Genomic DNA, 21,320 nt, shown 5'->3' with positions numbered 1-21,320 from the left:
CAAGGCTCCGGGCTGGATTCAAGAATGGGCGCGTTTCACTTCGACGCGTTTCGAGGATCATCGTGACTATCAATGTATTCAAGCCCCAGCGGCCCCGTTCCGTAAACCTGGGATATGTACTCCCCTGATCTTGCCCAGTGAAAATGCGGCGTATTGGCCGGCAATATCACGACGCTACCCGGTCCATAAGCCACCAGTTTGTCCGGATCAAAAACCGTACCGAACCCGATATAGAAAACGCCGGACATGACGGTGTAGATACGATTTTCAGGATGAGTATGGGGCATTAATTTGATGCCGTTCGGCACTTTGACTCGCACAACGTAGGGTGCAGGCTTAGTCGGATCCCCGGCGATAACGGCCAGCTTCACTTCTTTCGGAAAAGCGGGAAAGCTGCGCCATTCCACGTCTTCGTTATGTAAGGCACCCACTGTATCGAGGGGCAAGGGTTGTGCCTGGGCAATCGGCACGGCTGCACTTGCGACAAGTAGCACTGCCAGAGAAGCCGTTTTGAGAACGTTCTGAATCATGAGAGACACCTTATCGATGCAGTGGACAATATCGTCAGGCTGACTCTATTGAGGATCGGCATGGCTGATAACGGTGCGCTCGCGCATTACAGTTGATACCCCGTGTAAGCAATGCCCCGCCGCTTCCAGGCTGCGCCACATCATCACGCCCACCAGAGGTGTTCGGCTCGCCCTATCAATGCCATCGATGTTCACCATCACTTCAATGAAGTTCTCTTAAAAAATCCGCGGCGTAACATTGGGTCATACCAACCAACAACACCCCGGAGCACACGATCATGAAACGCCAAACCATCCTCAGCATCGCTTTTTCGATCTTCGCCGTTAACGCTTTTGCCGCCACCTCGGCTCAACCTGTAGTCGCTGAAGGCGGCTCGGATCGACTGATCGAAAGCCGTGTGGCTGAAGGTGGTTCGGATCGTCTGATCCAGAATCGTGTCGCTGAAGGCGGTTCCGATCGCCTGATTGAAAATCGTGTCGCTGCCGATGGTTCAGATCGTTTGAAAGGCAACGAAGTGGCCGCCGATGGCTCCGACCGCCTGCAAGGCAACACCGTCGCCGCCGATGGCTCGGACCGCCTGCAAGGCAACACCGTCGCCGCCGATGGCTCGGACCGCCTGCAAGGCAACACCGTCGCCGCCGATGGCTCGGACCGCCTGCAAGGCAACACCGTCGCCGCCGATGGCTCGGACCGCCTGCAAGGCAACACTGTCGCCTGAATACATCGCGACACCGCAACACCGACAAAAAACCCGGCCTGATCAGCCGGGTTTTTTGTGCACGTAACGTAACAGGACCGCCTCAGCGCCCCATCAACGAACTCGCCAACAACGTCTCCAGCCCCATCGGCTTGGCAAAGTAGTAACCCTGGGCTTGGCCCGCGCCCATTTCGCGAAGCAGGTCGAGTGTCGCTTGATCCTCGACGCCTTCGGCCACCACGCTCAGGTCCAGCGATTCGGCCATGCGTACGATGGCCCGGACGATGGCGCGGCTGCGTGGGCTGGTGGTCAGTTCGAGGATGAACGACTTGTCGATTTTCAAGCCGCTGAATTGGTATTGATGCACGTAGCTCAGGGATGAAAACCCGGCACCGAAATCATCAAGCACCACTGACATGCCGTTGTCTGCCAGTTGCTGCATGGTTTGCTTGGCAATCTCGGGCTCGGCCACCAGTGCACCTTCGGTTAATTCCAGGCAAATTCGCGATGGCTCGACGCCGTGTTGCGCCAGCAGCGCCAGCACATCACTGGCAAAGTCCGGTCGGGTCATGCTGTAACTGGAGCAGTTGACGTGCACCGCAGGCCAATTGGCGTGCTCGGGTCGGGCGAGAATCGCGGCAATGCTGGCGAGCATGTACAGGTCCAGTCGGCCGATCAGGCGCAAGCCCTCGACATCCGGCAGGAACTCGCCCGGCGCGATCACCCGGCCGCCCGGCTGGCGCCATCGGATCAGTGCTTCCAGGGCTAATAACTCACCGGTTTCAACGCTGACAATCGGCTGGAAATACGGCAGCAATTCATCGGTGCGCTTGAGCGCGTTGCGCAAGGCCCCTTCTCGCTCGACCTGGTCCGAGACTTCGCGGCGCACTTCCTGGTTGAACACTGCGTAGCTGTCACGCCCGGCACTTTTGACCCGGTACATCGCCGCATCGGCATCGCGTAACAAGTCCGCCGGCTCGTGGTGGAACTGACCATCGGCACTGACAATACCGATGCTGCAGGACGAAAAAACTTCGTAGCCATTGATGAAAAACGGCAGGTCGAACGCGACGAGGATGCGTTCGGCGATTTCGATGACCACATCCAGCGACGCTTCTGGGGCGAGCACCGAAAATTCGTCGCCGCCCAGACGTGCCAGCATGTCGGTTTCGCGCAGGCAACCGCGTAAACGGTGGGCGGCCTGCATCAACAGCAGGTCGCCAAAATGGTGGCCGAGGCTGTCGTTGACCATTTTGAAGCGGTCGAGATCGATGAACATCACCGCCAGGTGCCCGCCCTGACTGCCGAAGCGTGACCAGGCCAGGTTGAGGCGCTGTTGCAGGTAGGTGCGATTCGGCAATCCGGTCAGCGCATCGTGGGTGTTTTCGTGTTGCAACTTGGCGTTGGCGTGATCGAGTTCGCGGGTGCGGCTCTGTACCCGCGCTTCCAGCTTGAGATTGGCGGTATGGATTGCTTCGGCGGCCGTGCGGCGTGACAACGCGGTGTCGATGTGGCGTGACACGAACGTCAACAGTTCCTGATCACGCAGGGTGTACCAAACATGCGAGGTGTAGCTTTGCACCGCCAGCACACCACGCACCACTTCGCCATCGAACAAGGGAATGCCCAGCCAGGAACAGGACCTGACCGACTCATGGGCCAGTTCGATTTCACCGGTTTCGGCCAATCGTTCAGCCTCGCCGACGTCGATCAGGCAAGGTCGACGCTGGCGGATCACGTACTCGGTCAGGCCCCGGCGCCCTCGCCGAGCCGCCGGGCAAATCGTCTGCCGTTCATCCACATAGTAGGGAAAGGTCACTTCACTGGTCGCGTCGTCGAACAGCGCAATGTAGAAGTTCTGCGCGAACAGCAGATCACCGACGATGCCGTGCAAGGTTTTAAACAGTTCGGCCATGTCACCGGGCTGGCTCGACAGTTCGGCAATCTGGAACAGCGCGCTCTGCAGATGCTCGGCGCGCTCACGGTCTGCCACTTCTTGCCGCAGGGCGTCGTTGAGTGCCGACAGCTCCAGGGTACGGCGCATCACCGTTTGCTCCAGATCCTCTCGGTGCAGAATCCGGCCCAGGGCCATGGCCACGTGGCGCGCCACTACCAGAAACAACGCGCGGTCTTCGGCGCTGTAGATACGCTCAACGTCGTAGACCTGCATCGCCAGCATGCCAAACACCTCATCCGAGGCATTTTTCAACGGCGCCCCCATCCAGAACTCAGGACGATCACCCACACAGAAGAAGCGCTCCTCGGCCTGAGCCGCGAGAATCCCCGCAGCATCGATCAGCAACGGCTGACCGCTGGTCAACACTTGGCCAGTCAATGACAGGCGCGAAGGGACAAGGTATTCGTAGTTTTCGGACTCCAGCGCATCAACGTCAATGATGTCGACGTAATACGGGTAATCGATCTTGCCCGTGTGCGGGTCGTACAGCGCGAGATAGAAGTTCTCGGCATCGATCAGACTGGCCAGCAGGCGGTGAACCCCCACCAGAAACACCGCGCGGTCGCGGGTAGAGCTGGCCAGGTAGGTGATTTCATACAACACACGCTGGGTAATCTGCGCGCGGGCCAGGGTATTGGTCTGGAGTTGGACCCCCAGGCGCAGGGCAAACTCGGCGAGCGCCGGTTCCGCAGCCGCGTCTTGCGGGGCAAGCAACCAACCCAGCGCAGTTTCGCCCCGGCCGGTCGGCCAGCGATGCAACTGCCGGGCCTGGCAAAAGGCTTCGAATTCTTCATTTTCGACGTGCGAGGGCCATTGCGCCGACGGGTCGCCTTGCCCGACCCAATGCATTTGCTCACCGGCACGGTAAAACACCCACCCGCGGGTATGAGCGCCGTTGCGCGCGGCGTCCAGCAATTGCTCGATCGAATCTTCGACGCTGGCGCAGGCCATGCCCACAGTCGCAGGGTAATCGTTGGGTGGAGCTGAAGCTGCTACACAAACGGCCGCTGGCCGCGGGGAGTCGATCCGTGTACGAAAACTCATCAGCGCTCCCTGTGCCAAAACCTGGCGAAACTCACTGACTGTTTGCTAGCCATTTGCCAGTGAGCTTCCCGTTTAAAGCTTATGGCGATTTTTTTCAATAAATTTATTCGTTTCAGTGCCCACGATGAGACGGGCAACCCGTTATTGGCGACTTGTTATCCGGCGCCGTTTAACGCTCGTGCCCTACCCCCAGAGCCTCCGCCATGCGAACCAGATCGGCAAACGACCTGGCGTGCATTTTTTTCATGGCATGGGAGCGGTGAATTTTGATGGTGATTTCGCTCAGGTTCATTTGCCCGGCGATCTGTTTATTCATCAGCCCTTTGACGGCGAGTGCCATGACTTCTCGCTCACGAGTGGTCAGCGATTGGTAGTCGGCATGCAGGTTTGACGTTTGGCGTTCAAGTTCCCGGCGTTTGATGTCGGTTTGCAGCGCGGCGGACACCGCGTCCAGCAGGTCCTGTTCACGAAACGGTTTGGCCAGGAAGTCCACGGCACCGGCCTTCATTGCCTTGACCGACATTTCGATGTCGCCATGACCGGTGATGAAAATAATCGGAATGGTGGTGTTGGACTCAACCAGTTGCCGCTGGAAGTCCAGGCCACTGTTGCCCTGAAGACGTACATCCAGGACCAGGCAACTGGCGCTGTCGGTCTTCGGCTGGCTTAGAAATTCCGCCGTTGAAGCGAAGGTTTCAACGCGTATGCCGGCGGAACGCAAAAGGTTACTTAACGCATCGCGAATGGAGGCGTCGTCATCCACCACGAACACCATTGAACCATTGCTTTGGGGCTCACGAGATGGTGCGCTCATGCACGACACTCTTGAAAAAATGACGGAAAAAAAAGTGTAGCACAGCGTCAAAATTTGCTTGGAATGCACCCAGGCAGCCGCCGCAGCGGCATGGCGGGCCTGGCTGATACTAGGCCACTAAACAAAGTTGCAACGCAGAAATCATCGAGAAGAAACGTCGTGGTGAACGCAGTAGCGCTTCGACCTGGGCGCTGTAACTTCTACCGCGAGTGCACCAACTGCAAAAATGTTCGCAGTTGTTGGAGAAGATTCTGTAATCGCGCTCGCCCACTCTTGAATACGCGCGACTGACCACTTCATCACTGGAATATTCACACTGTTCTTGAAGTACCCAGACGGGTCTGCCATTGGCGAAACCATCCAGGTCCGTCACTTCGATCGGCCCCGGCTTGATTGAGCCGCTGTACCCGGCGTAATGGGCGATGCGACCGCCGCCGAGGTGAATACCGTGATGAACGTAAAACCGCCGTGGGCTGATCAGATGCGAGCCGACCGGCGAGTCAGTGAGTGTCTGGCCGACACGGATCCCTGAATATTTTTCAATCACTTCGGCTATCGAGCTTTTCACGATAAAGATCTCCGCAACCCTTGATGCTTAATGTATCGCCGGGGTTGCGGAGCTTCATTTGTACATCCGATTACTTCGTTCGACCCATTGATATGCCCCTCTTAAACCTAAGTATTAAGTCAGGCACTGGCCGACAGCTCACCCTCCTGTATGACCGGTAGCGTGAACTGAACCGTGGCCCCGCAGGGCGGGTTGGCGCCCGCCCACAAACGACCGCCATGGGCTTCGATGATCGAGCGGCAGATCGACAACCCCAGTCCCAGCCCCGTGGGTTTGGTGGTGTAGAACGAGGTGAATACCTGATCGGTGTTGTCCACGGGAAACCCCGGTCCTGAATCCGCGACGCTCACCAGCAAATAGCCCTCATCGCCCGGCACCACGCTGATCTGTAATTGCCGCTCGGCCTGGGCAGTCCCGCTCATGGCCTCAAGCGCGTTCATGATCAGGTTGAGCAATACCTGTTGCAGCTCTACACGATCACCTTCGATGAGGGGCAAACCGTCCATGAATTGGGTGTGCAAAACCACGCCATTCTTCATGATCTGGCTACGGGTGAACTCGATCATTTCGCCAATCGCGGCGTTGATGTCCACCGGCCCCTTCTGTCGCGGCGCTTTGCGGATGTGCTGACGAATACGTCCCAGCACGTCCGCGGCGCGGTTGGCATCGAGGATGAGACGGCTGAGCACATGCCGCACCTCCTCAAGCTCGGGTGGCTGAGCGTTCAGCCAGCGTTGGGCCGCATTGGCATTGAGGATGGCGGCGGCTATCGGCTGGTTGACCTCGTGAGCGATCGACGCCACTAGCTGACCCATGGTCGCGACACGGTTGGCGTGGGACAACTCAGCCTGCACCTCACGATAGCGTCGTTCGCGCTCGGCGACCTCGCGATACAAACGGGCATTTTCCAGCGAAATGGCCGCCTGGGACGCCACCAGTTTGAGCACTGCCATCCGGTCCGGGCTGAACACCCGGGCGGTCAGGTTGTTTTCCAGATAGAGCGCGCCTACCAGCTTGGCCTGATTCATCAACGGCAGGCAGAGAATCGAGCGGGCGTGATGCTCAAGGATGTAGGGGTCTGTGGCGAAGGCTGCTTCGGTCGCGGCATCGTCGAGCACCAGGCTTTCGCGGGTGCGCAGGACTTGATAGAGAACCGACTCCGGCAACAGTTGCGAACTGACCGGGATATCACGCAAAAGCGTTGCGCTGTCGGCGGTCGTCACTTGCGCGGCTATCCGGTGTTCGGCACCGGTCGAGAGTATCAACAGGCCCCGTTCGGCACCGGCCTGCTCGATGGCCGTGAACATGACCGTATCGATCAGCTTTTCCAGAACGATTTCGCCCGACAGCGCTTGGGAAACCTTGAGTACGGTGGCCAGATCGAGGTGTTCGACCGCAGTGGCCATGGTGGTGGTCGAATCGAGCGGGTGTTCCTCGGCCCGCAGCGATGGATATTGGCCGTCGAGCTGCCGAACCTTGCCATCGGCGCCCCAACGCAGGTAACCGTAGCGGGCGTCCTGCAAGTAGACCCGGGCAATCTTGCCCAGGCCCCGCGCAGCGTAGAAACGCGACGCGAGTTCGTTGGCCAGTGCTTCTATCTGGATAAAACCGCTTTTCTGCGCCAGGTCGATGGCTTGCTCATACAGCTGTTCTGCGTCAACGACACGCCCTTCCACCCGAGCAATTTCGGCACCGACCAATGCCGCCCTGCTGGCAAAATTCTCTGGGCACTGTTGCGCCCACGTCTGCAACTGCTTGTGACTGTCGATCATGGCGCGCAAGTGCGGCCCAAGTTCGACTGCCGGAAGGCGCTCACACCAAGCGGCCCGGGCTAATGCGTCAAAGAAGTAGAACTCGGCTTCCTCGAAAAACGACTGGCACACCCAAAGTAACTGTTGCGCCTTGGCGGCAGCGGCCATGGCCGCTCCGGGATCGTCAGCCATGTAGCGCGCCTGTAACTTGCGCACCCAGTAAAGACACTCGGCCAGCACCAGGTCCGGGTTTCCGGACAAGTGGGCTTCGGTGTCGCTCTCGTTCAACTTGCCTCCGTCGAGGCGACCAAACGTATCCGTCAGGCCTCGCAGCATGCGGATCAGCGCAAGCTGGGTGTTGATGAAATCGATGACCAGCCCGAAGCGTACCGTCTTCGCATAATCCAGGCCGCGCTCGGCTTCGATTTGCACGTCGGGTAACAGCTCGCCAGCAAATAGCAGGTCTGCCGTGAGGTTGTTACCCGCGTAAGCACCGTATGGCAGGTCGCCGATGCGGTTCGCTGCCGCAAACGACCGGCGCAGCAGATCGCGACATTCGCCCACGGGCCTCATCCAGCGCACCGCAAAACACGAGAAACATAGATAGGTGCTGGCCTCGAATCGCGTCAGGCCACGTTGTTCGACGAGGTCGCAGCCGAGCTGCCCGAAGCGGAACCCCACCTGATAATCGCCGAAGCGCCGACCCGCCACCCTGAAAAGATTGGCGTAAAGCACGCAGGAAGCATCGCAGTTGCCCCACTCCAGGCTGAGGCTGATCGCCTTGCAGATCGACAGGCACGACAGATTGAAATCGGTCTGCAAGGCCGGTGCGAAAAGCTTGCCCAGCGCGTTGACCGTGACCAGTGACGTCGGATCCTTCATCAGCGGCAAATCGATGAGCGCTTCGATGGCCCGATCCCCCAGCAACGCGCCGATTTGTTCATATTCGTGGCGCACTTGATCGTCGCTCGGATGGGCCGACCACTCGATGCCCACATGTCGCAGGTAGCCGAGGCAGACGGCGACCGCGCCATCGCTGCGATCGAGCAGCAGATAAACGTCCATTTGCAGGCAGGCGACGTCAGCGCGTTCGATCGTGGTCACGGCACGTTTGGACAGTGCCGACAGGCGCTGATCCGCGACCGATAGCTGCCCGGTCAGGAATTCGCATTCGGCCCGGTTCAATTCCAGTGCAAACATCAGCTCATGCCGGTGAGTCCAGCCGTCCTCTTGCAATAGCTGCGCACCGGTGCCGAGGTAGTTGAGCGCAGAAGCGTAAGCCGTCGAGGCCTTGGCGCGCTGGCCGGCCATCAGGTTGAAACCGGCCAGTTGCACCCGCACGTTCTGCTCGATAATCAGCGCAGCGCCGCGATTGAGCTGACCGACGATTTCAAAAATCGCCTCTTCCAGATCGGCTTCAGGTGTCTGCGCTGCCAGCAACCGGCCGATCCGCAGATGAGCCCGAGCACGGGCATCCTGGGGAATCAGTGAATACGCAGCCTCATGGATACGGTCATGGACAAAGCCATACGCGCCGTCCAGTCGCTCGACCAGTTCCTGGCGAATCGCTTCCCACAAGACCGTGCGGACCTGCGCCTTGGGCATGCCCATGGCAGTCGAAAGCGCGCTGATCGTGGCGACGTTCCCCAGGCAGGCCAGTTGCTGCAACGCTTGCTGGGTTTCGCTCGACAGACGCGCCAGTTTGTCGACCATCAGGTCGACGATGTTGTCGGTGTAGCCCTTGGCATGAATGCGGTCCGTGTCCCAGCACCACCGGCGGGCCTCGTGATCGAAGGTCAGCAGTTGTTCCTCGGCGAGCGCTTGCAGGAACTGGATCACAAAGAATGGGTTGCCGGCGGTCTTGTCTAGCACCAACTGCGCCAGCGGCTCGATGTGCGCAATGTCGTCATGCAGCGCCTCAGCGATCAACTGCTCGATGTGCGCCTTGGCGAGCGGCGCCAGTGTGATCTCACCGACCCTGCCGCCCGCAGCACGAATGGCTTTGAGCTTGCTCGTCAGCGGGTGCGCGGCATCCACTTCGTTGCTGCGATAGGCCCCCACCAGCATCAGGTTGCGCATGTCCGGGCTGGTCAGCAGGTCTTCCAGTAAATCCAGCGTTGCCGCGTCGAGCCACTGCAAATCGTCGAGAAACAGCGCCAGCGGATGTTCGGCCCTGGCGAACACACCGATAAAACGCCGGAACACCAGGAGGAAACGCCGATGTGCCTGTTGCGGGTCAAGGGCCGGGACCGGTGGCGGTTCACCGATGATCAGTTTGAGTTCCGGTATGAGGTCGGTCATGAGCCGCGCATTGGCATCCAGTGCCTGTTGCAACGCCTCACGCCACTGCGTCAGATCCGCGTCGTTCTTGCCCAGCAGCGTGCGCACCAGGCTTTGAAACGCCTGTACCAGCGTCGAATAAGGAACGTCGCGCCGGTATTGGTCGAACTTGCCGGAGGCGAAAATGCCTCGCGGCGGCACCAGCACTTTGTGCAGTTCATTGACCACCGACGATTTGCCTATGCCGGAGTAACCGGTGACCAGCACCAACTCCGCCGCGCCGTTTGCAACGATCCGACCGAACGCGGCCACCAGCGTTTCGACCTCCCGTTCGCGTCCGTAGAGTTTTTCGGGTATCAGCAACCGATCGGACGTGCCGTGCTCACTCAGGGTAAAGGTGTTGATGCGGCCCAGGCTCTGCCAATCGGCCAGGCATCTGCGCAGGTCATGCTCAAGCCCCGCTGCCGTTTGATAGCGCTCCTCGGCAGTTTTGGCGAGTAGCTTCATGACGATGTCGCAGAGCGCTTCGGGAACGCTTTCGACCCGCGAATTCGGTGGTGGCGGCTTTTTCGCGATATGGCAATGCACCCACTCAATGGGGTCGGTCGCGGTGAAGGGCAACGAACCGGTCAGCATCTGGTAAAGCGTGACGCCGAAGGCATAGAGGTCGCTGCGCGAATCGATCGAGCGGTTCATCCGACCGGTCTGCTCGGGAGCCATGTAGGCGAGCGTGCCCGCGATGGTCTCCGGCGCCTGCCGTTCACGCGGCAGCCGCGAGGCCAGGCCGAACCCGGTGAGCCGAGTCTGTCCGTCAGTACAGTTCACAAGGATATGGCTGGGTTTGATGTCTTTATGAACGAGCCCACGCTGATGGAGCTTGCCCAGTGCCACCGCGATGCCGATGGCGTGATGCAGGAAGGAGTTGATGTCCATGGGCGCCGCGAGCAACCGCACGAGCGGCTCGCCACCGGGGTCTTCGAGAAGTAGCTGCAGTTGCGCGCCTTCGCGCACCATTTCCAGCGGCCGAACCGCCCAACTGCCTTCCAGTTCATCTTTGAGCGCGAACTCATGGGAGAGACGGCCGAGGCAGGCCGGTAGCGGTTGTTCGGCAGCGGGTCGCGCCACCAGAACACTGCTCCCACCGCCGGCGCCCGAGCGCAGTTGGCGACAGAAGAGTCGCTCACCATCGTCCCATAGAATCTGCATGTTGTTATCCATCGAAAAGGGAACCCTAGTTCGTGTCTTGCTGAAGCCACAACGCATTCCATGTAGCAGCTGCCGAAGGCCACGTCCGGCTACGCAGCAGTCGTAAAGTCATGGCTCGCGGTCTGGCAGATAGACCCCATACGCCTGTTCTACGACTGCTTCACAGCCGGACGCAGCCTTCGGCAGCTGCTACATGTGTTCCCCCGGCCGGTGGTTTCGACGAGGTCCGGTAATGCCTGCGTCGATTCAGGTTAGCTCTCCATCGCCAAACGCCAAGGAAAAAACATCGAACAGCGAACGATTGAACACCCCCCACGATGTCATCGAACGGCCCGCAGTACATCAACACTTAGATCTTAGCGACCTATACATAGATATACTTTTCCCCCTATCAGGACCGCGTATCGTGTAATGACGCCAGGCGTATTCACGAGCCAATCACATGACGCAAAACACCCCGATGCACGCTGCAACCACGATTGCCATTGTCGATGATGACGATTCCGTTCGCGGTGCCCTGGAAAGCCTGTTGCGATCCGGCGGCTACACAACCCGAACCTATCGAAGCGCTCTGGAATTCCTCGATGCGAACGCTTTGACCAAAACGCACTGCCTGGTTTCCGATATCCAGATGCCGGGGATGAGCGGTGTGGAAATGCTCGAACAACTCATCGCCACGGGTTACCACATCCCGACGATTTTCATCACAGCCTACCCCGCAGCGGCCCCGCCTCCGGGGGCTCACTCTCCAGAGCTGGTGGCTTGTCTGCCCAAGCCCTGCGACGCCGACAAGTTGCTCAACTGCATCGAAGCCGCCCTCCTCCAGCGCCACTGAAAATACGCCTGACCTTCCCTCCCATTCACCTCGCCCTGAACTCAAGCATCCTGTCTGGTGGTCGTTCGTGCCGGTTGTAACTTCGGGCCTGCATCCTGATGCGAGCACATTGCCGCAATGCCCCCGATACCATACGGGGGTATAGCGCGCTCGCATTTAGCGTGATCACTCTCAGCGTCCGGCTCACTTTTTGAGCGGTGTCACCAGCGGTGTTTTATCGGTGTCGAGGACGAACACCGCCAACAGACGCGCCGGTTCAGTGTCACTGGCGTTGGCGCTGACTTCGTGCACGGAACCCGGTTCCTCTACGAAGTTTTCGCCGACGTGGTAGACCTTTTCCGGATGGCCTTTGATTTTGATGCGAAACGAACCTTCGAGGACCGTGGCATAGATGAACGCCGTTTTCGGGTGGGTGTGGGCGGGCGATGCGGCGCCCGGCCCGTACTCGACCACCACGCCCTTCATGCTCTTGCCGGGGAGATTGGGAATGGGTCGGTCGAACACGACGCTCACTTTGCCGGGGGGCGGCTCAGCGGCCGATGCAGCGCTGATCGAGAGCGCTGCGAACACAGCGGCGAACAGGATTCGGGTAACCATGGCATTTACTCCTTCGTACGTGGGAATGTGATGGCGCGGATCGTTAGCGGGTCGTCGACCGAGCAAGCCAGTCTTCAAAGCGGATCGCGCCCAGGCGTGCGCTTTTACCGGCGGTCAGCGACTGGTCGTCGAGCACCGAGCCGAAGTAGCGCGCATTGACGTCCGGGACGACTTTGCGGTTGTCCCCGGTGGCCCGCATGAAGCGCTTGGCGAGCTCATCGATTGGCAAGGCTTCGGGACCTGCCACCTCTACCGTGCCGTTGACTGGCGCCGCCAGCACGACATCGGCCAGTGCCGCGACGACGTCGTCGGACGCGATGGGCTGAATCAGCGCCGGCGACGCATGAACGACTTCACCGACGGTGAACGACTGGACAATCCCGCCGACAAATTCATGAAATTGCGTGGCCCGCAGCAGGGTGTAGGGAATGCCGGACGCCTTGATGATGTGTTCCTGCGCGACCTTGGCCCGGAAGTAACCGTTGTCCGGCAGCCGTTCTGTCCCGACAATCGACAGCGCCACATGATGGCGAACCCCGGCAGCCTTTTCGGCGGCCAACAGGTTGCGGCTCGAGGTTTCAAAAAAATCGAGCACGGCCTGGTCTTCCCACGATGGCGCGTTGGCCACGTCGACCACCACGTCCGCGCCGTCCATCGCCTGGGCCAGGCCTTCGCGGGTGATGCTGTTCACGCCGGTGCTGGGGCTGGCGGCGAGCGCGTCATGGCCGCGTTCGCGCAGGGTGTTCACAAGCTTGGATCCGATGAGGCCCGAGCCTCCGATGACGACGATCTTCATGGGTGTTCTCCACTTATCGACTGCATTCATTGCGTCGTTGCAGAACAGATTGCCTGTGCACGCGAGTCGAGTCCTTGCGCCGGTCTTGGGTTTGCCTTGGCGAACGCCTGAATTTACGTCCAAAGCAATTGTTGCCCGCCCAGCTACCCTTGCCGCAGTCGGTGCAGCCGGTTTCGAGCTGCCGTATCATCATTCCCAAGTATTCACCGCCAGCTGCCTGGGACACGGAGTCGAGGCCGCTCGCCAGGAGATGCTCATCGTGCAATTCACGTTTGAAGACTTCGTACTCGATCAGGATCGCCGGGAACTGACGTTGCATGGCGCCGTCGTGGCCGTTGGCCCGCAGGTTTTCGATCTGTTGCTGTTGTTCGTCAGCAACCCCGACCGCGTGGTCGGCAAGGATGAATTGCTGGAAGGGGTGTGGAGCGGCCGGATCGTCTCGGAATCGACGATCACCAGCCACATCAATGCGGTACGCAAGGCCATTGGCGATACCGGTGAGGAACAGCGCCTGGTGCGCACGGTCGCCCGCAAGGGTTACCGTTTCGTCGGGCAGGTCACGCTCGCCAATAATAGCCAAGCGCGACAGCCCAGCCTCGACGAACGTGAACCTGTCAGGCAGGCGCCCTCGCCAAGCCTGGCTCTGCCGGAAAAACCTTCGATCACCGTCCTGCCCTTCCAGAATCTGAGCGGCGATCCGGAGCAGGAGTATTTCGCCGACGGCGTTGTCGAGGACATCATCACCGCCCTGTCGCGTATCCGCTGGCTGTTCGTCATCGCGCGCAATTCCAGCTTCACCTTCAAAGGCCGGGCGGTGGACGCCCAAGGCGTCGGCCAGGAGCTGGGCGTTCGCTATGTGCTCGAAGGCAGCGTGCGCAAAAGCGCGAACAAAGTGCGCATCACCGGGCAGCTCATCGACGCGACCAGTGGGACGCACATTTGGGCGGAGCGCTTCGAAGGATTGCTCGACAACATTTTCGAATTGCAGGACCAAATTGCCGAAAGCGTCGTCGGCGCCATCGCACCACAACTGGAACGCGCCGAAATCGAACGCGCCAAACGCAAGCCGACGGAGAGCCTGGACGCCTACGACCACTATTTGCGCGGTATGGCGAAACTGCACAGCGGCACCCGGGACGCCATCGAAGAGGCGCTGCCGATGTTCTACACAGCCATCGAACTCGACCCGGAATTTGCCTCGGCCTATGGCATGGCCGCGTGGTGCCACTTCTGGCGCAAGATCAATGGCTGGATGATCGATCGCCCAGCGGAAATCACCGAGGGCATACGGCTGGCGCGCCTGGCGGTGTCGCTCGGCCGCGATGACGCTGTTGCATTGACCCGCGGCGGGCACGCATTGAGCCATCTTGCCGGCGAAGTCGATAACGGCATTGCCCTGCTCGACCGCGCGCGCCTGCTCAACCCCAATCTCGCCCCCGCCTGGTTCCTGGGCGGGATCCTGCGCGCGCTGCACGGTGAGTCAGACGCAGCCATCAAAGATTTGAATCATGCCGTTCGCTTGAGTCCGCTGGACCCGGAAATGTTCAGGATGCAAATCGGCATGGCGCTGGCGCACTTCTTCGCCGGGCACTTCGAAACCGCGGCAGACTGGGCGGAAAAATCCCTGGGGAATCTGCCCAGTCTGCTGCCTCCGGTGGCCGTGGTGGCGGCCAGTCACGCCCTCAGCGGGCGCATGGATAAAGCGACGTTGGCGATGCAACGCCTGCACGAACTGGATCCGTCGTTGCGCATCTCCAATCTCAAGGACTGGCTGCCGATCCAGCGCGCCGACGACCTGGCCCGGTTCGCCAATGGATTGCGGCTGGCCGGCTTGCCGGAGTAAGGGACTTGATTCTGCGCAGAGCTCAATTGCCCGCTGGTCGCTACCACGTTGATCTATAGATTCAATAAAACTAACTTTGAGTCTATAGAATCAATCCAGGTAATGAACATGGCTGTCGCCTCCCCCGTGCAAGCCTTCAGTAAAGACCAGTGCGTAACCGGTTTGCGCGCCGCCGTGAACATTCTGGAAAAGTGGCAGGCCAGCAGCGAACAGGCTTGTCGCATTCTGCGTATTTCACGCAGCACCTACACCCGCGCGCGGCAGCAGGATCCGGATTGGGCGGTGGCGCTGGACGCGGACCAGATGCAGCGCATCAGTTTTGTGTTGAATATTCACGCCACGTTGCGCCTGGTGTTCGATAACCCGGACAACGTCTACGGCTTCCCGTCGATGGCCAATGACAACGAGTTTTTCAACGGTCGCAGCCCGCTGGACATCATGGCTCAGGGCGACATGATTTCGCTCTACGAAACCTTCCGGCGCATCGATGTGCTGCGGGGGGCGCAGTGGTGAAGCTGGCTGAACTGGCGGTGTTTGCCGGGCAGGCGTTACAGGCTTATCGGCTGGTCAATTCGAAGTTTCCGCCGATTGCCTTGTTCGATGACGTGGCGGACGCCGATGAGTTCGAGCTGTTGTTCGAGATTCAGGCGCTGACCAATCCCCGGCTGAAAAACGAAGTGGGTCAGTTGGAGTTGATTCCTCGGCGTGAAATCCCGTTCGGCATCCCCGGCTGTTCTTACGCGACGGCACCGTTCACCCACGTCAACCCGGCGGGTTCGCGGTTCAGCGATGGCAGTTTTGGGGTGCTGTACCTGGCGGACTCAATGGAGACCGCACTGGCCGAGGTGCGGCATCACCAGAGCCTGTATTGGTCGAAGGTGCCGAGCCTGAACTACGAGCGTTTTGTGTTTCGCGGGCTGACCTGCGGATTTGTCGATGCGGGCATGAAAGACGCCACCGCGCTGCCGATGAGCGATCCGGTATATGCACCGGACGATTACAGCCATTCGCGGTTGCTGGGCCGCTCGATCAGAAAGGCTCGCTGCCCCGGGTTGCGCTATCACTCGGTTCGCCTGCCGGGCGGTGTTTGCTGGGCTTTGATGACGCCCAAGCCCGTGTCATCAATCATCCAGACCGCCCATTACGAAATGGTCTGGAACGGCCAGATCACCAGTGTCAGCCAGATCAGCGAGGCTTGAAGCGGCTCGCCGAGGGGCCTAGTGCCTGGACATCAAACCGTGCAGTACACCCAGTCTTAACCCCGGTTCGGACGGTGTCATGTGCAAGACGCCGAACACTTTGAACGCCGCCAGCATTACCACCAGGCCACCCGGCAAAATGCTCATGCGATGGGTTTGCAAACCCGCCAGTTTGAGCTGTTTGACGTGCCCGACTTCCAGCAGTCGCAGCGACAATCGAAGCAGACCGCCGTAGGTGATGCCGGTTTGACCGTGGTCGTTCAGGACGTTGGCCTTGAGCACTTTGGCCAGCATCCGTGCGGTGCCGGAAGAGCCGATCACTTGATGCCAGCCCATGGCGCGGTAACGTCGAGCGACCTTTTCAAACTCCAGTGTGGCGACCCGCTCGGCTTCGAGCAGCGCCTTGGCGGTGATGAGCCCGCCCGGAAAATAACTCGCGCCGAAGGTGCCGCTGCCGATGGCGATGCTTTCGGTGACCAAAGGGTGCGCGCCCTTGCCGAGGATCAATTCGGTGGAACCGCCGCCGATGTCCAGGACCAGACGCATGCACGCCGGATCGGGAATGGTATGGGCGACGCCGGCGTATACCAATTGGGCTTCTTCATGCCCGGAAATGACATCGATACGAAACCCCAAGTGCCGCTCGGCGCTGGCGAGGAACAATTGCGCGTTGTCGGCTTCGCGGACCGCACTGGTGGCCACCGCGCGCACCCGGCCCGACTCAAAACCCCGCAGCTTTTTGCCGAACCGTGCCAAGGCTTGCCAGCCTCGATCCAGTGCCAGCTCGTCCAGCGCCCCGCCCTGCAAACCTTCTGACAAACGAACCGGTTCCCGCAGGGTTTTGACTTCCTGGACGATGATCTGCTGGCTGCGTTTGAGCGGCTGGCCGATCATCAGGCGAAACGCATTGGAGCCCAGGTCGATAGCCGCAAACAGCGAGGTGTCGCTTTTCATGGTGGGGATCCCGGCAAATGGAGCAGCCCGTGGGCGGGTCTTGTGAACACCGCCGATGGCGGTTTGCGCGGATGGTGCCATGGCTTCAGTGACACCCCGATGACACTGCGATTAATTTCGCTGCCTTCTTTGCGTCACCAGCTCGTCACATCGCCGGGGCTAGCATGGCCACTTCCAACGTCGTCGGGAGTTCTGACCATGCTGTCCAGCAATGACAACCTGATGCAACGCATTCACCGCGAACTGCTCGATCACAGCGACGAAGAACTGGAACTGGAGCTGCTGGAGGACGACCACGACCTTCACGCACTGTTTGCCGATCACGTCGGCGACAGCCGCGAAAAGGAAGAACGACGCCGCTACTTCAGCGAACTGTTCCGCCTGCAAGGCGAGCTGGTGAAGTTGCAGAGCTGGGTGGTGAAGACCGGGCACAAGGTGGTGATTCTGTTCGAGGGCCGCGATGCAGCGGGCAAAGGGGGCGTGATCAAGCGCATCACCCAGCGCCTCAACCCTCGGGTGTGCCGCGTGGCCGCCCTGCCCGCGCCCAATGACCGCGAACGCACCCAGTGGTATTTCCAGCGCTACGTTTCGCACCTGCCGGCAGCGGGTGAAATCGTGTTGTTCGACCGCAGCTGGTACAACCGCGCCGGTGTCGAGCAGGTTATGGGCTTTTGCAATGCCGACCAGTACGAAGAGTTTTTTCGCACCGTGCCGGAGTTCGAGCGGATGCTCGCGCGCTCGGGTATTCAGCTGATCAAGTACTGGTTTTCGATTTCCGATCAGGAACAGCATCTGCGTTTTCTCAGCCGCATTCATGACCCGCTCAAGCAGTGGAAACTCAGTCCAATGGACCTGGAATCCCGTCGCCGCTGGGAGGCCTACACCAAAGCCAAGGAAATCATGCTCGACCGGACCCACATTGCCGAAGCACCGTGGTGGGTGGTGCAGGCCGACGACAAGAAGAAGGCGCGCCTGAACTGCATTCATCACCTGCTCGGGCAAATGCCTTACGAGGAAGTGGAGATGCCGTCCATCGAACTGCCGCAACGGGTGCGCCAGGAAGACTATTCGCGCAACCCCACGCCGCCGGAAATCATCGTGCCGCAGGTTTACTGAGGCCCGCAATGGTCGCCCGAACCCGCGGGTCCGGGCGGCCATGCAACCGTCATCGTTCTGTCATCTTGTACAGGTCATACTCTGGCCATACACCGCGTGCTTTTTTTCTGCTGCCCTCCGAGGCAGCTTTTCTTTGCCTGCCGTTCAGCCCTCCCATGCCCCGTAGCAGCTGGCGCAGCCTGCGTTCGGCTGCGTAGCAGTCGCCAAAACTGCTAATGCGGTGTGCCAGGAAATCCGTGTGCGCAGGGTTTACGACTGCTGCGCAGCCGAACGCAGGCTGCGCCAACTGCTACATGTAATGGGTGATCGTTTATTCTGTGTTGCTACGCCTTTTCTCCGGAGACACCTGTGCCGCCCCTGACTGCCCGTGAGGTTTACCAGCAATTGCGCGATGCCGCCCTGGACTTGCGTGCGCTCACGCGCCTCGATGAACAGCCTGAGCCTGGCCTGATGCACGTCGACATCGAAGGCTGGCGATTGCGCCTGGATGTCGACGGCGTTCATCTGCGCCACTGCCTTGGCTGCCGGAGTGCGGACGGCCGCGTATTCGATGGCGGTGAGCGTTTCGGCACGGACCCCGTGAGTTTGCTCAGCACCTGGGAGCTGGCGCAGATCGAGCGGCTGTTGGCCACGACTGTAACAAGTTGAATACACCGTTGGGCTACGTGCTTTGGGCCGTGCTGTGATACATAAGACCTGATGTGCATCCCGCGCCCAAGAGGTTTGCTTATGTTCCACCGCCCACGCCTGCCGCAACTGCTGAGCGGCGCCCTGCTCGGCCTACTCGCCAGCGGCGTCCACGCTGCGGCCACCACCCCGGCCCCCGACGCGTTGCAACCGTTGCTGGCAACCATCAATGAGCGCCTGAACATTGCCGATCAGGTGGCGCTGACCAAATGGGACAGTGGCAAGCCGATCCAGGATACGGCGCGCGAAACGCTGGTCATCGCCAACGCCAAAAAACAGGCCAATGAGCGCAAACTAAATCCGGACGAAGCAGCTGAACTGGTCGCCGCGCAGATCGAGGCCAACAAACTGGTGCAATACGGACTGATCGCGCAATGGCAAGCGGCGCACAAGGCACCTGACGTGCCCCGACCGGACCTCAATCAACTCCGGCCCAAACTGGATGAGCTCCAAGTTCGCCTGTTGCAGCAATACGCCGATTTCACGCCCTACCGCGTCGACCCGGACTGCCCGAACTGGCTGGCCGAACAACGCTCCAGCCTGATCAAGGACACCCTGCACGGCCAAGCCTTGATCCGCGCCACCGGGGAGTTGTGCGTAACCGACCAGTAGTGGAACACCCCATCCCTCATTCCCCGTAGCAGCTGGCGCAGCCTGCGTCCGGCTGCGTAGCAGTCGTAAAACCTGCACGCGCAGGTTTCCTGATGCACCACGTTGTTGGCTTTGGCGACTGCTGCGCAGCCGAACGCAGGCTGCGCCAGCTGCTACAGGGCATCGAACCCTGGACACGTTTAATCCCCCTCCAACGCTATCGGCAATTTCCTGCATCGATTCGGGACGCATCCCCTGTGCGAAACGGATCGGACTGATATTCATGGCTGGCTTTCAGGTTTGAAATATCCGAAGAAAAACGGCATGTGATCGGTGAGATCTTTAACCGTCGATCATGCTGACGTTGACCCCTAAGACCCCGTCGACCAAAATGCGAGATGTAGCGCCAATGTAGCTACAAATCAATAGAGAGGTTATTACCATGGGTGCATTGCTGAAAACTACAGACGTGCGTTGCCGCATTGATGAGGATCTGAAAGCGCGTGCTACTGAAGTCTTGAGCGCTTGCGGCCTGAGCATCAGTGATGCGATGCGTCTTTTTCTTCGTCAGGTTGTAGTAACTCAGGGACTTCCGTTTGAAGTACGCGTCCCTTCTGAGAAAACGGCCCGCGCGATGATTGAGGCACAAGATATTCGTCAGCGGTTCGACTCAGTACACGAAATGCTGAGGGATATTGATGGCGAAACCGGAGAAAAGGCAAAAACGCGCTGAGTTACCCAAGCAATGCGCACAGACATCAGAATTCAAGAAGTCGTGGGAACGTTACAAGCGTGCCGGTCGACGAGACATGAATGAAGTTCGCCAGGTGATGGTGATGCTTTTTCTTGGAGAGCTTTTACCAGTGCAATACCTGGATCACGCATTGTCGGGGGATTGGATTGGTTTCAGAGAGTGTCACATCGGCGGTGACTTCTTGATGACTTACGAACACTCGCGTGCCGACCTGATTATATTCGTTGATATCGGAAGTCATTCTGAACTGTTTAAGTAACACTGCACCTCGCCATTGGCACAACGAGCCTCGATTGATTCGGGGCTTTTTGATGGCCGGTTTTTAAGCGAACCTACACCTCCTTTCTCCGGACCTCTCGCATGAGCAAAACCGAAGTGCTGGCTAAAATCATGCTCGGCCCCGTGCTGCTGATGCAGGGGGTGTATACGCGGCGGGTCACGCCGAGATTGCCGGAGGCTGCGGGTGAGCGCCAAGGTTTGGCCGGGAATGGCGAGGCTCTGCGTTTGTTGATTCTCGGCGACAGCGCCGCGGCGGGTGTCGGGGCGTCGACTCAGGCTGAGGCACTCAGCGGCCAGGTGGTCAGTCGCCTGGCCAGGGATTATCAGGTGTGCTGGACGCTTTGGGCGCAGTCGGGGCTGGATTCGCAAGCATTGCTGGCACTGCTCGAACAACACGCCGCGCAACCTTTCGATGTTGCGCTGCTGTCGATCGGTGTCAATGATGTCACCAGCACCGTGTCGGATACTCAGTGGATCGCCCGGCAACAGCAGTTGATGGACGTGCTGGTCGACAAGTTCGGGGTCAGGCTGATCGTCATTTCCCCGCTGCCGCCGATGCACCTGTTCCCTGCGTTACCGCAGCCGCTGCGCTGGTATCTGGGGCATCGTGCGTTGCGTTTCAATGCGCAACTTTCAAGACTGGCGGATCAACAGGATCGCTGTACGATGCTGACAACCCATTTGGCCCCCGTAGCGGGTTCGATGGCGCGGGACGGCTTTCACCCTGGCCCGGCGATCTACAGCATCTGGGCCGATGACGCGGCGCAGGTCATTGCCCGACAGTTTGGCAACACCGCATCAGGCACACTTTGAACAACAAC

General features: G+C 59.7%; 19 protein-coding genes. 11 read left to right on the top strand and 8 right to left on the bottom strand.

Annotated elements, in window-relative coordinates; genetic code table 11:
* Positions 1–35: 35 nt before the first annotated feature.
* Entirely contained in the window at positions 36–530 is a 495-nt protein-coding gene (locus KVG88_RS25430; protein ID WP_217873094.1) for a cupin domain-containing protein, read from the bottom strand.
* 278 nt (positions 531–808) lie between these two features.
* Between KVG88_RS25430 and KVG88_RS25425 the strand changes: the two genes are divergently transcribed.
* On the top strand, positions 809–1,249 hold the full coding sequence (locus KVG88_RS25425; protein ID WP_217873093.1) for a hypothetical protein: 441 nt from the start codon (positions 809–811) through the stop codon (positions 1,247–1,249).
* A gap of 82 nt (positions 1,250–1,331) precedes the next feature.
* Here KVG88_RS25425 and KVG88_RS25420 read toward each other — a convergent pair whose 3' ends face one another.
* From KVG88_RS25420 to KVG88_RS25405, 4 genes are all read right to left on the bottom strand, one after another.
* Positions 1,332–4,229 carry a sensor domain-containing phosphodiesterase gene (locus tag KVG88_RS25420; protein WP_217873092.1) on the bottom strand — a complete coding sequence of 966 codons (2,898 nt, stop codon included), beginning with the start codon at positions 4,227–4,229 and terminating at the stop codon, positions 1,332–1,334.
* A 169-nt stretch (positions 4,230–4,398) separates the two neighbouring features.
* Positions 4,399–5,043, bottom strand: coding sequence for a response regulator transcription factor (locus tag KVG88_RS25415; protein ID WP_217873091.1), 645 nt, complete (start codon positions 5,041–5,043; stop codon positions 4,399–4,401).
* A gap of 109 nt (positions 5,044–5,152) precedes the next feature.
* Positions 5,153–5,611 carry a lecithin retinol acyltransferase family protein gene (locus tag KVG88_RS25410; RefSeq protein ID WP_367616859.1) on the bottom strand — a complete coding sequence of 153 codons (459 nt, stop codon included), beginning with the start codon at positions 5,609–5,611 and terminating at the stop codon, positions 5,153–5,155.
* A gap of 119 nt (positions 5,612–5,730) precedes the next feature.
* Positions 5,731–10,848 carry a trifunctional serine/threonine-protein kinase/ATP-binding protein/sensor histidine kinase gene (locus KVG88_RS25405; RefSeq protein WP_217873090.1) on the bottom strand — a complete coding sequence of 1,706 codons (5,118 nt, stop codon included), beginning with the start codon at positions 10,846–10,848 and terminating at the stop codon, positions 5,731–5,733.
* A gap of 442 nt (positions 10,849–11,290) precedes the next feature.
* Here KVG88_RS25405 and KVG88_RS25400 point away from each other — a divergent pair, with 442 nt between their 5' ends.
* On the top strand, positions 11,291–11,683 hold the full coding sequence (locus KVG88_RS25400) for a response regulator (protein WP_217873089.1): 393 nt from the start codon (positions 11,291–11,293) through the stop codon (positions 11,681–11,683).
* A 183-nt stretch (positions 11,684–11,866) separates the two neighbouring features.
* Here the strand turns inward: KVG88_RS25400 and KVG88_RS25395 are convergent, their stop codons facing one another.
* Positions 11,867–12,280, bottom strand: a complete 414-nt coding sequence (locus tag KVG88_RS25395) for a cupin domain-containing protein (RefSeq protein WP_217873088.1) — start codon at positions 12,278–12,280, stop codon at positions 11,867–11,869.
* 43 nt (positions 12,281–12,323) lie between these two features.
* Complete coding sequence (locus tag KVG88_RS25390) at positions 12,324–13,076, bottom strand: SDR family oxidoreductase (protein ID WP_150701379.1); 753 nt, start codon at positions 13,074–13,076, stop codon at positions 12,324–12,326.
* Positions 13,077–13,335: 259 nt separating this feature from the next.
* Between KVG88_RS25390 and KVG88_RS25385 the strand changes: the two genes are divergently transcribed.
* The 3 genes from KVG88_RS25385 to KVG88_RS25375 all read left to right on the top strand — a co-directional run bounded on the left by KVG88_RS25385 (position 13,336) and on the right by KVG88_RS25375 (position 16,118).
* Complete coding sequence (locus KVG88_RS25385) at positions 13,336–14,919, top strand: winged helix-turn-helix domain-containing tetratricopeptide repeat protein (protein WP_217873087.1); 1,584 nt, start codon at positions 13,336–13,338, stop codon at positions 14,917–14,919.
* Between the two features lie 108 nt (positions 14,920–15,027).
* Entirely contained in the window at positions 15,028–15,432 is a 405-nt protein-coding gene (locus tag KVG88_RS25380; RefSeq protein WP_217873086.1) for an antitoxin Xre-like helix-turn-helix domain-containing protein, read from the top strand.
* The gene (locus KVG88_RS25375; protein ID WP_150701376.1) at positions 15,426–16,118 is read left to right on the top strand and encodes an RES family NAD+ phosphorylase; all 693 of its coding nucleotides are present in this window, start codon (positions 15,426–15,428) and stop codon (positions 16,116–16,118) included. The genes KVG88_RS25380 and KVG88_RS25375 overlap by 7 nt, the downstream gene beginning before the upstream one ends.
* Positions 16,119–16,136: 18 nt before the next feature.
* On the opposite strand, the gene KVG88_RS25370 is transcribed toward KVG88_RS25375, so the two are convergent.
* Positions 16,137–17,072, bottom strand: coding sequence for a Ppx/GppA family phosphatase (locus KVG88_RS25370; protein ID WP_217873158.1), 936 nt, complete (start codon positions 17,070–17,072; stop codon positions 16,137–16,139).
* Between the two features lie 198 nt (positions 17,073–17,270).
* Here KVG88_RS25370 and ppk2 point away from each other — a divergent pair, with 198 nt between their 5' ends.
* From ppk2 to KVG88_RS25340, 6 genes are all read left to right on the top strand, one after another.
* Positions 17,271–18,188, top strand: a complete 918-nt coding sequence (gene ppk2 / locus KVG88_RS25365) for a polyphosphate kinase 2 (RefSeq protein ID WP_150701375.1) — start codon at positions 17,271–17,273, stop codon at positions 18,186–18,188.
* A gap of 348 nt (positions 18,189–18,536) precedes the next feature.
* Positions 18,537–18,836, top strand: a complete 300-nt coding sequence (locus KVG88_RS25360; protein ID WP_217873085.1) for a DUF7693 family protein — start codon at positions 18,537–18,539, stop codon at positions 18,834–18,836.
* An 81-nt stretch (positions 18,837–18,917) separates the two neighbouring features.
* Complete coding sequence (locus KVG88_RS25355; RefSeq protein WP_217873084.1) at positions 18,918–19,487, top strand: chorismate mutase; 570 nt, start codon at positions 18,918–18,920, stop codon at positions 19,485–19,487.
* Positions 19,488–19,908: 421 nt separating this feature from the next.
* Positions 19,909–20,199, top strand: coding sequence for a type II toxin-antitoxin system RelB/DinJ family antitoxin (locus KVG88_RS25350; protein WP_217873083.1), 291 nt, complete (start codon positions 19,909–19,911; stop codon positions 20,197–20,199).
* Positions 20,165–20,479: a type II toxin-antitoxin system YafQ family toxin gene (locus KVG88_RS25345; protein ID WP_217873082.1), complete on the top strand. Its 315-nt coding sequence runs from the start codon at positions 20,165–20,167 to the stop codon at positions 20,477–20,479. Before KVG88_RS25350 ends, KVG88_RS25345 begins: the two co-directional genes overlap by 35 nt.
* 101 nt (positions 20,480–20,580) lie before the next feature.
* A complete protein-coding gene (locus KVG88_RS25340) occupies positions 20,581–21,312 on the top strand; it encodes an SGNH/GDSL hydrolase family protein (protein WP_217873081.1) in 732 nt (243 codons plus the stop codon).
* Positions 21,313–21,320 lie beyond the last annotated feature (8 nt).

This window comes from Pseudomonas azerbaijanoccidentalis (genome assembly GCF_019145495.1).
In the GTDB taxonomy this organism is placed as follows: Bacteria; Pseudomonadota; Gammaproteobacteria; order Pseudomonadales; family Pseudomonadaceae; genus Aquipseudomonas; species Aquipseudomonas azerbaijanoccidentalis.
Note: the sequence above shows the minus strand (reverse complement) of the source record. Positions and strands in the feature narration are given on the sequence as shown.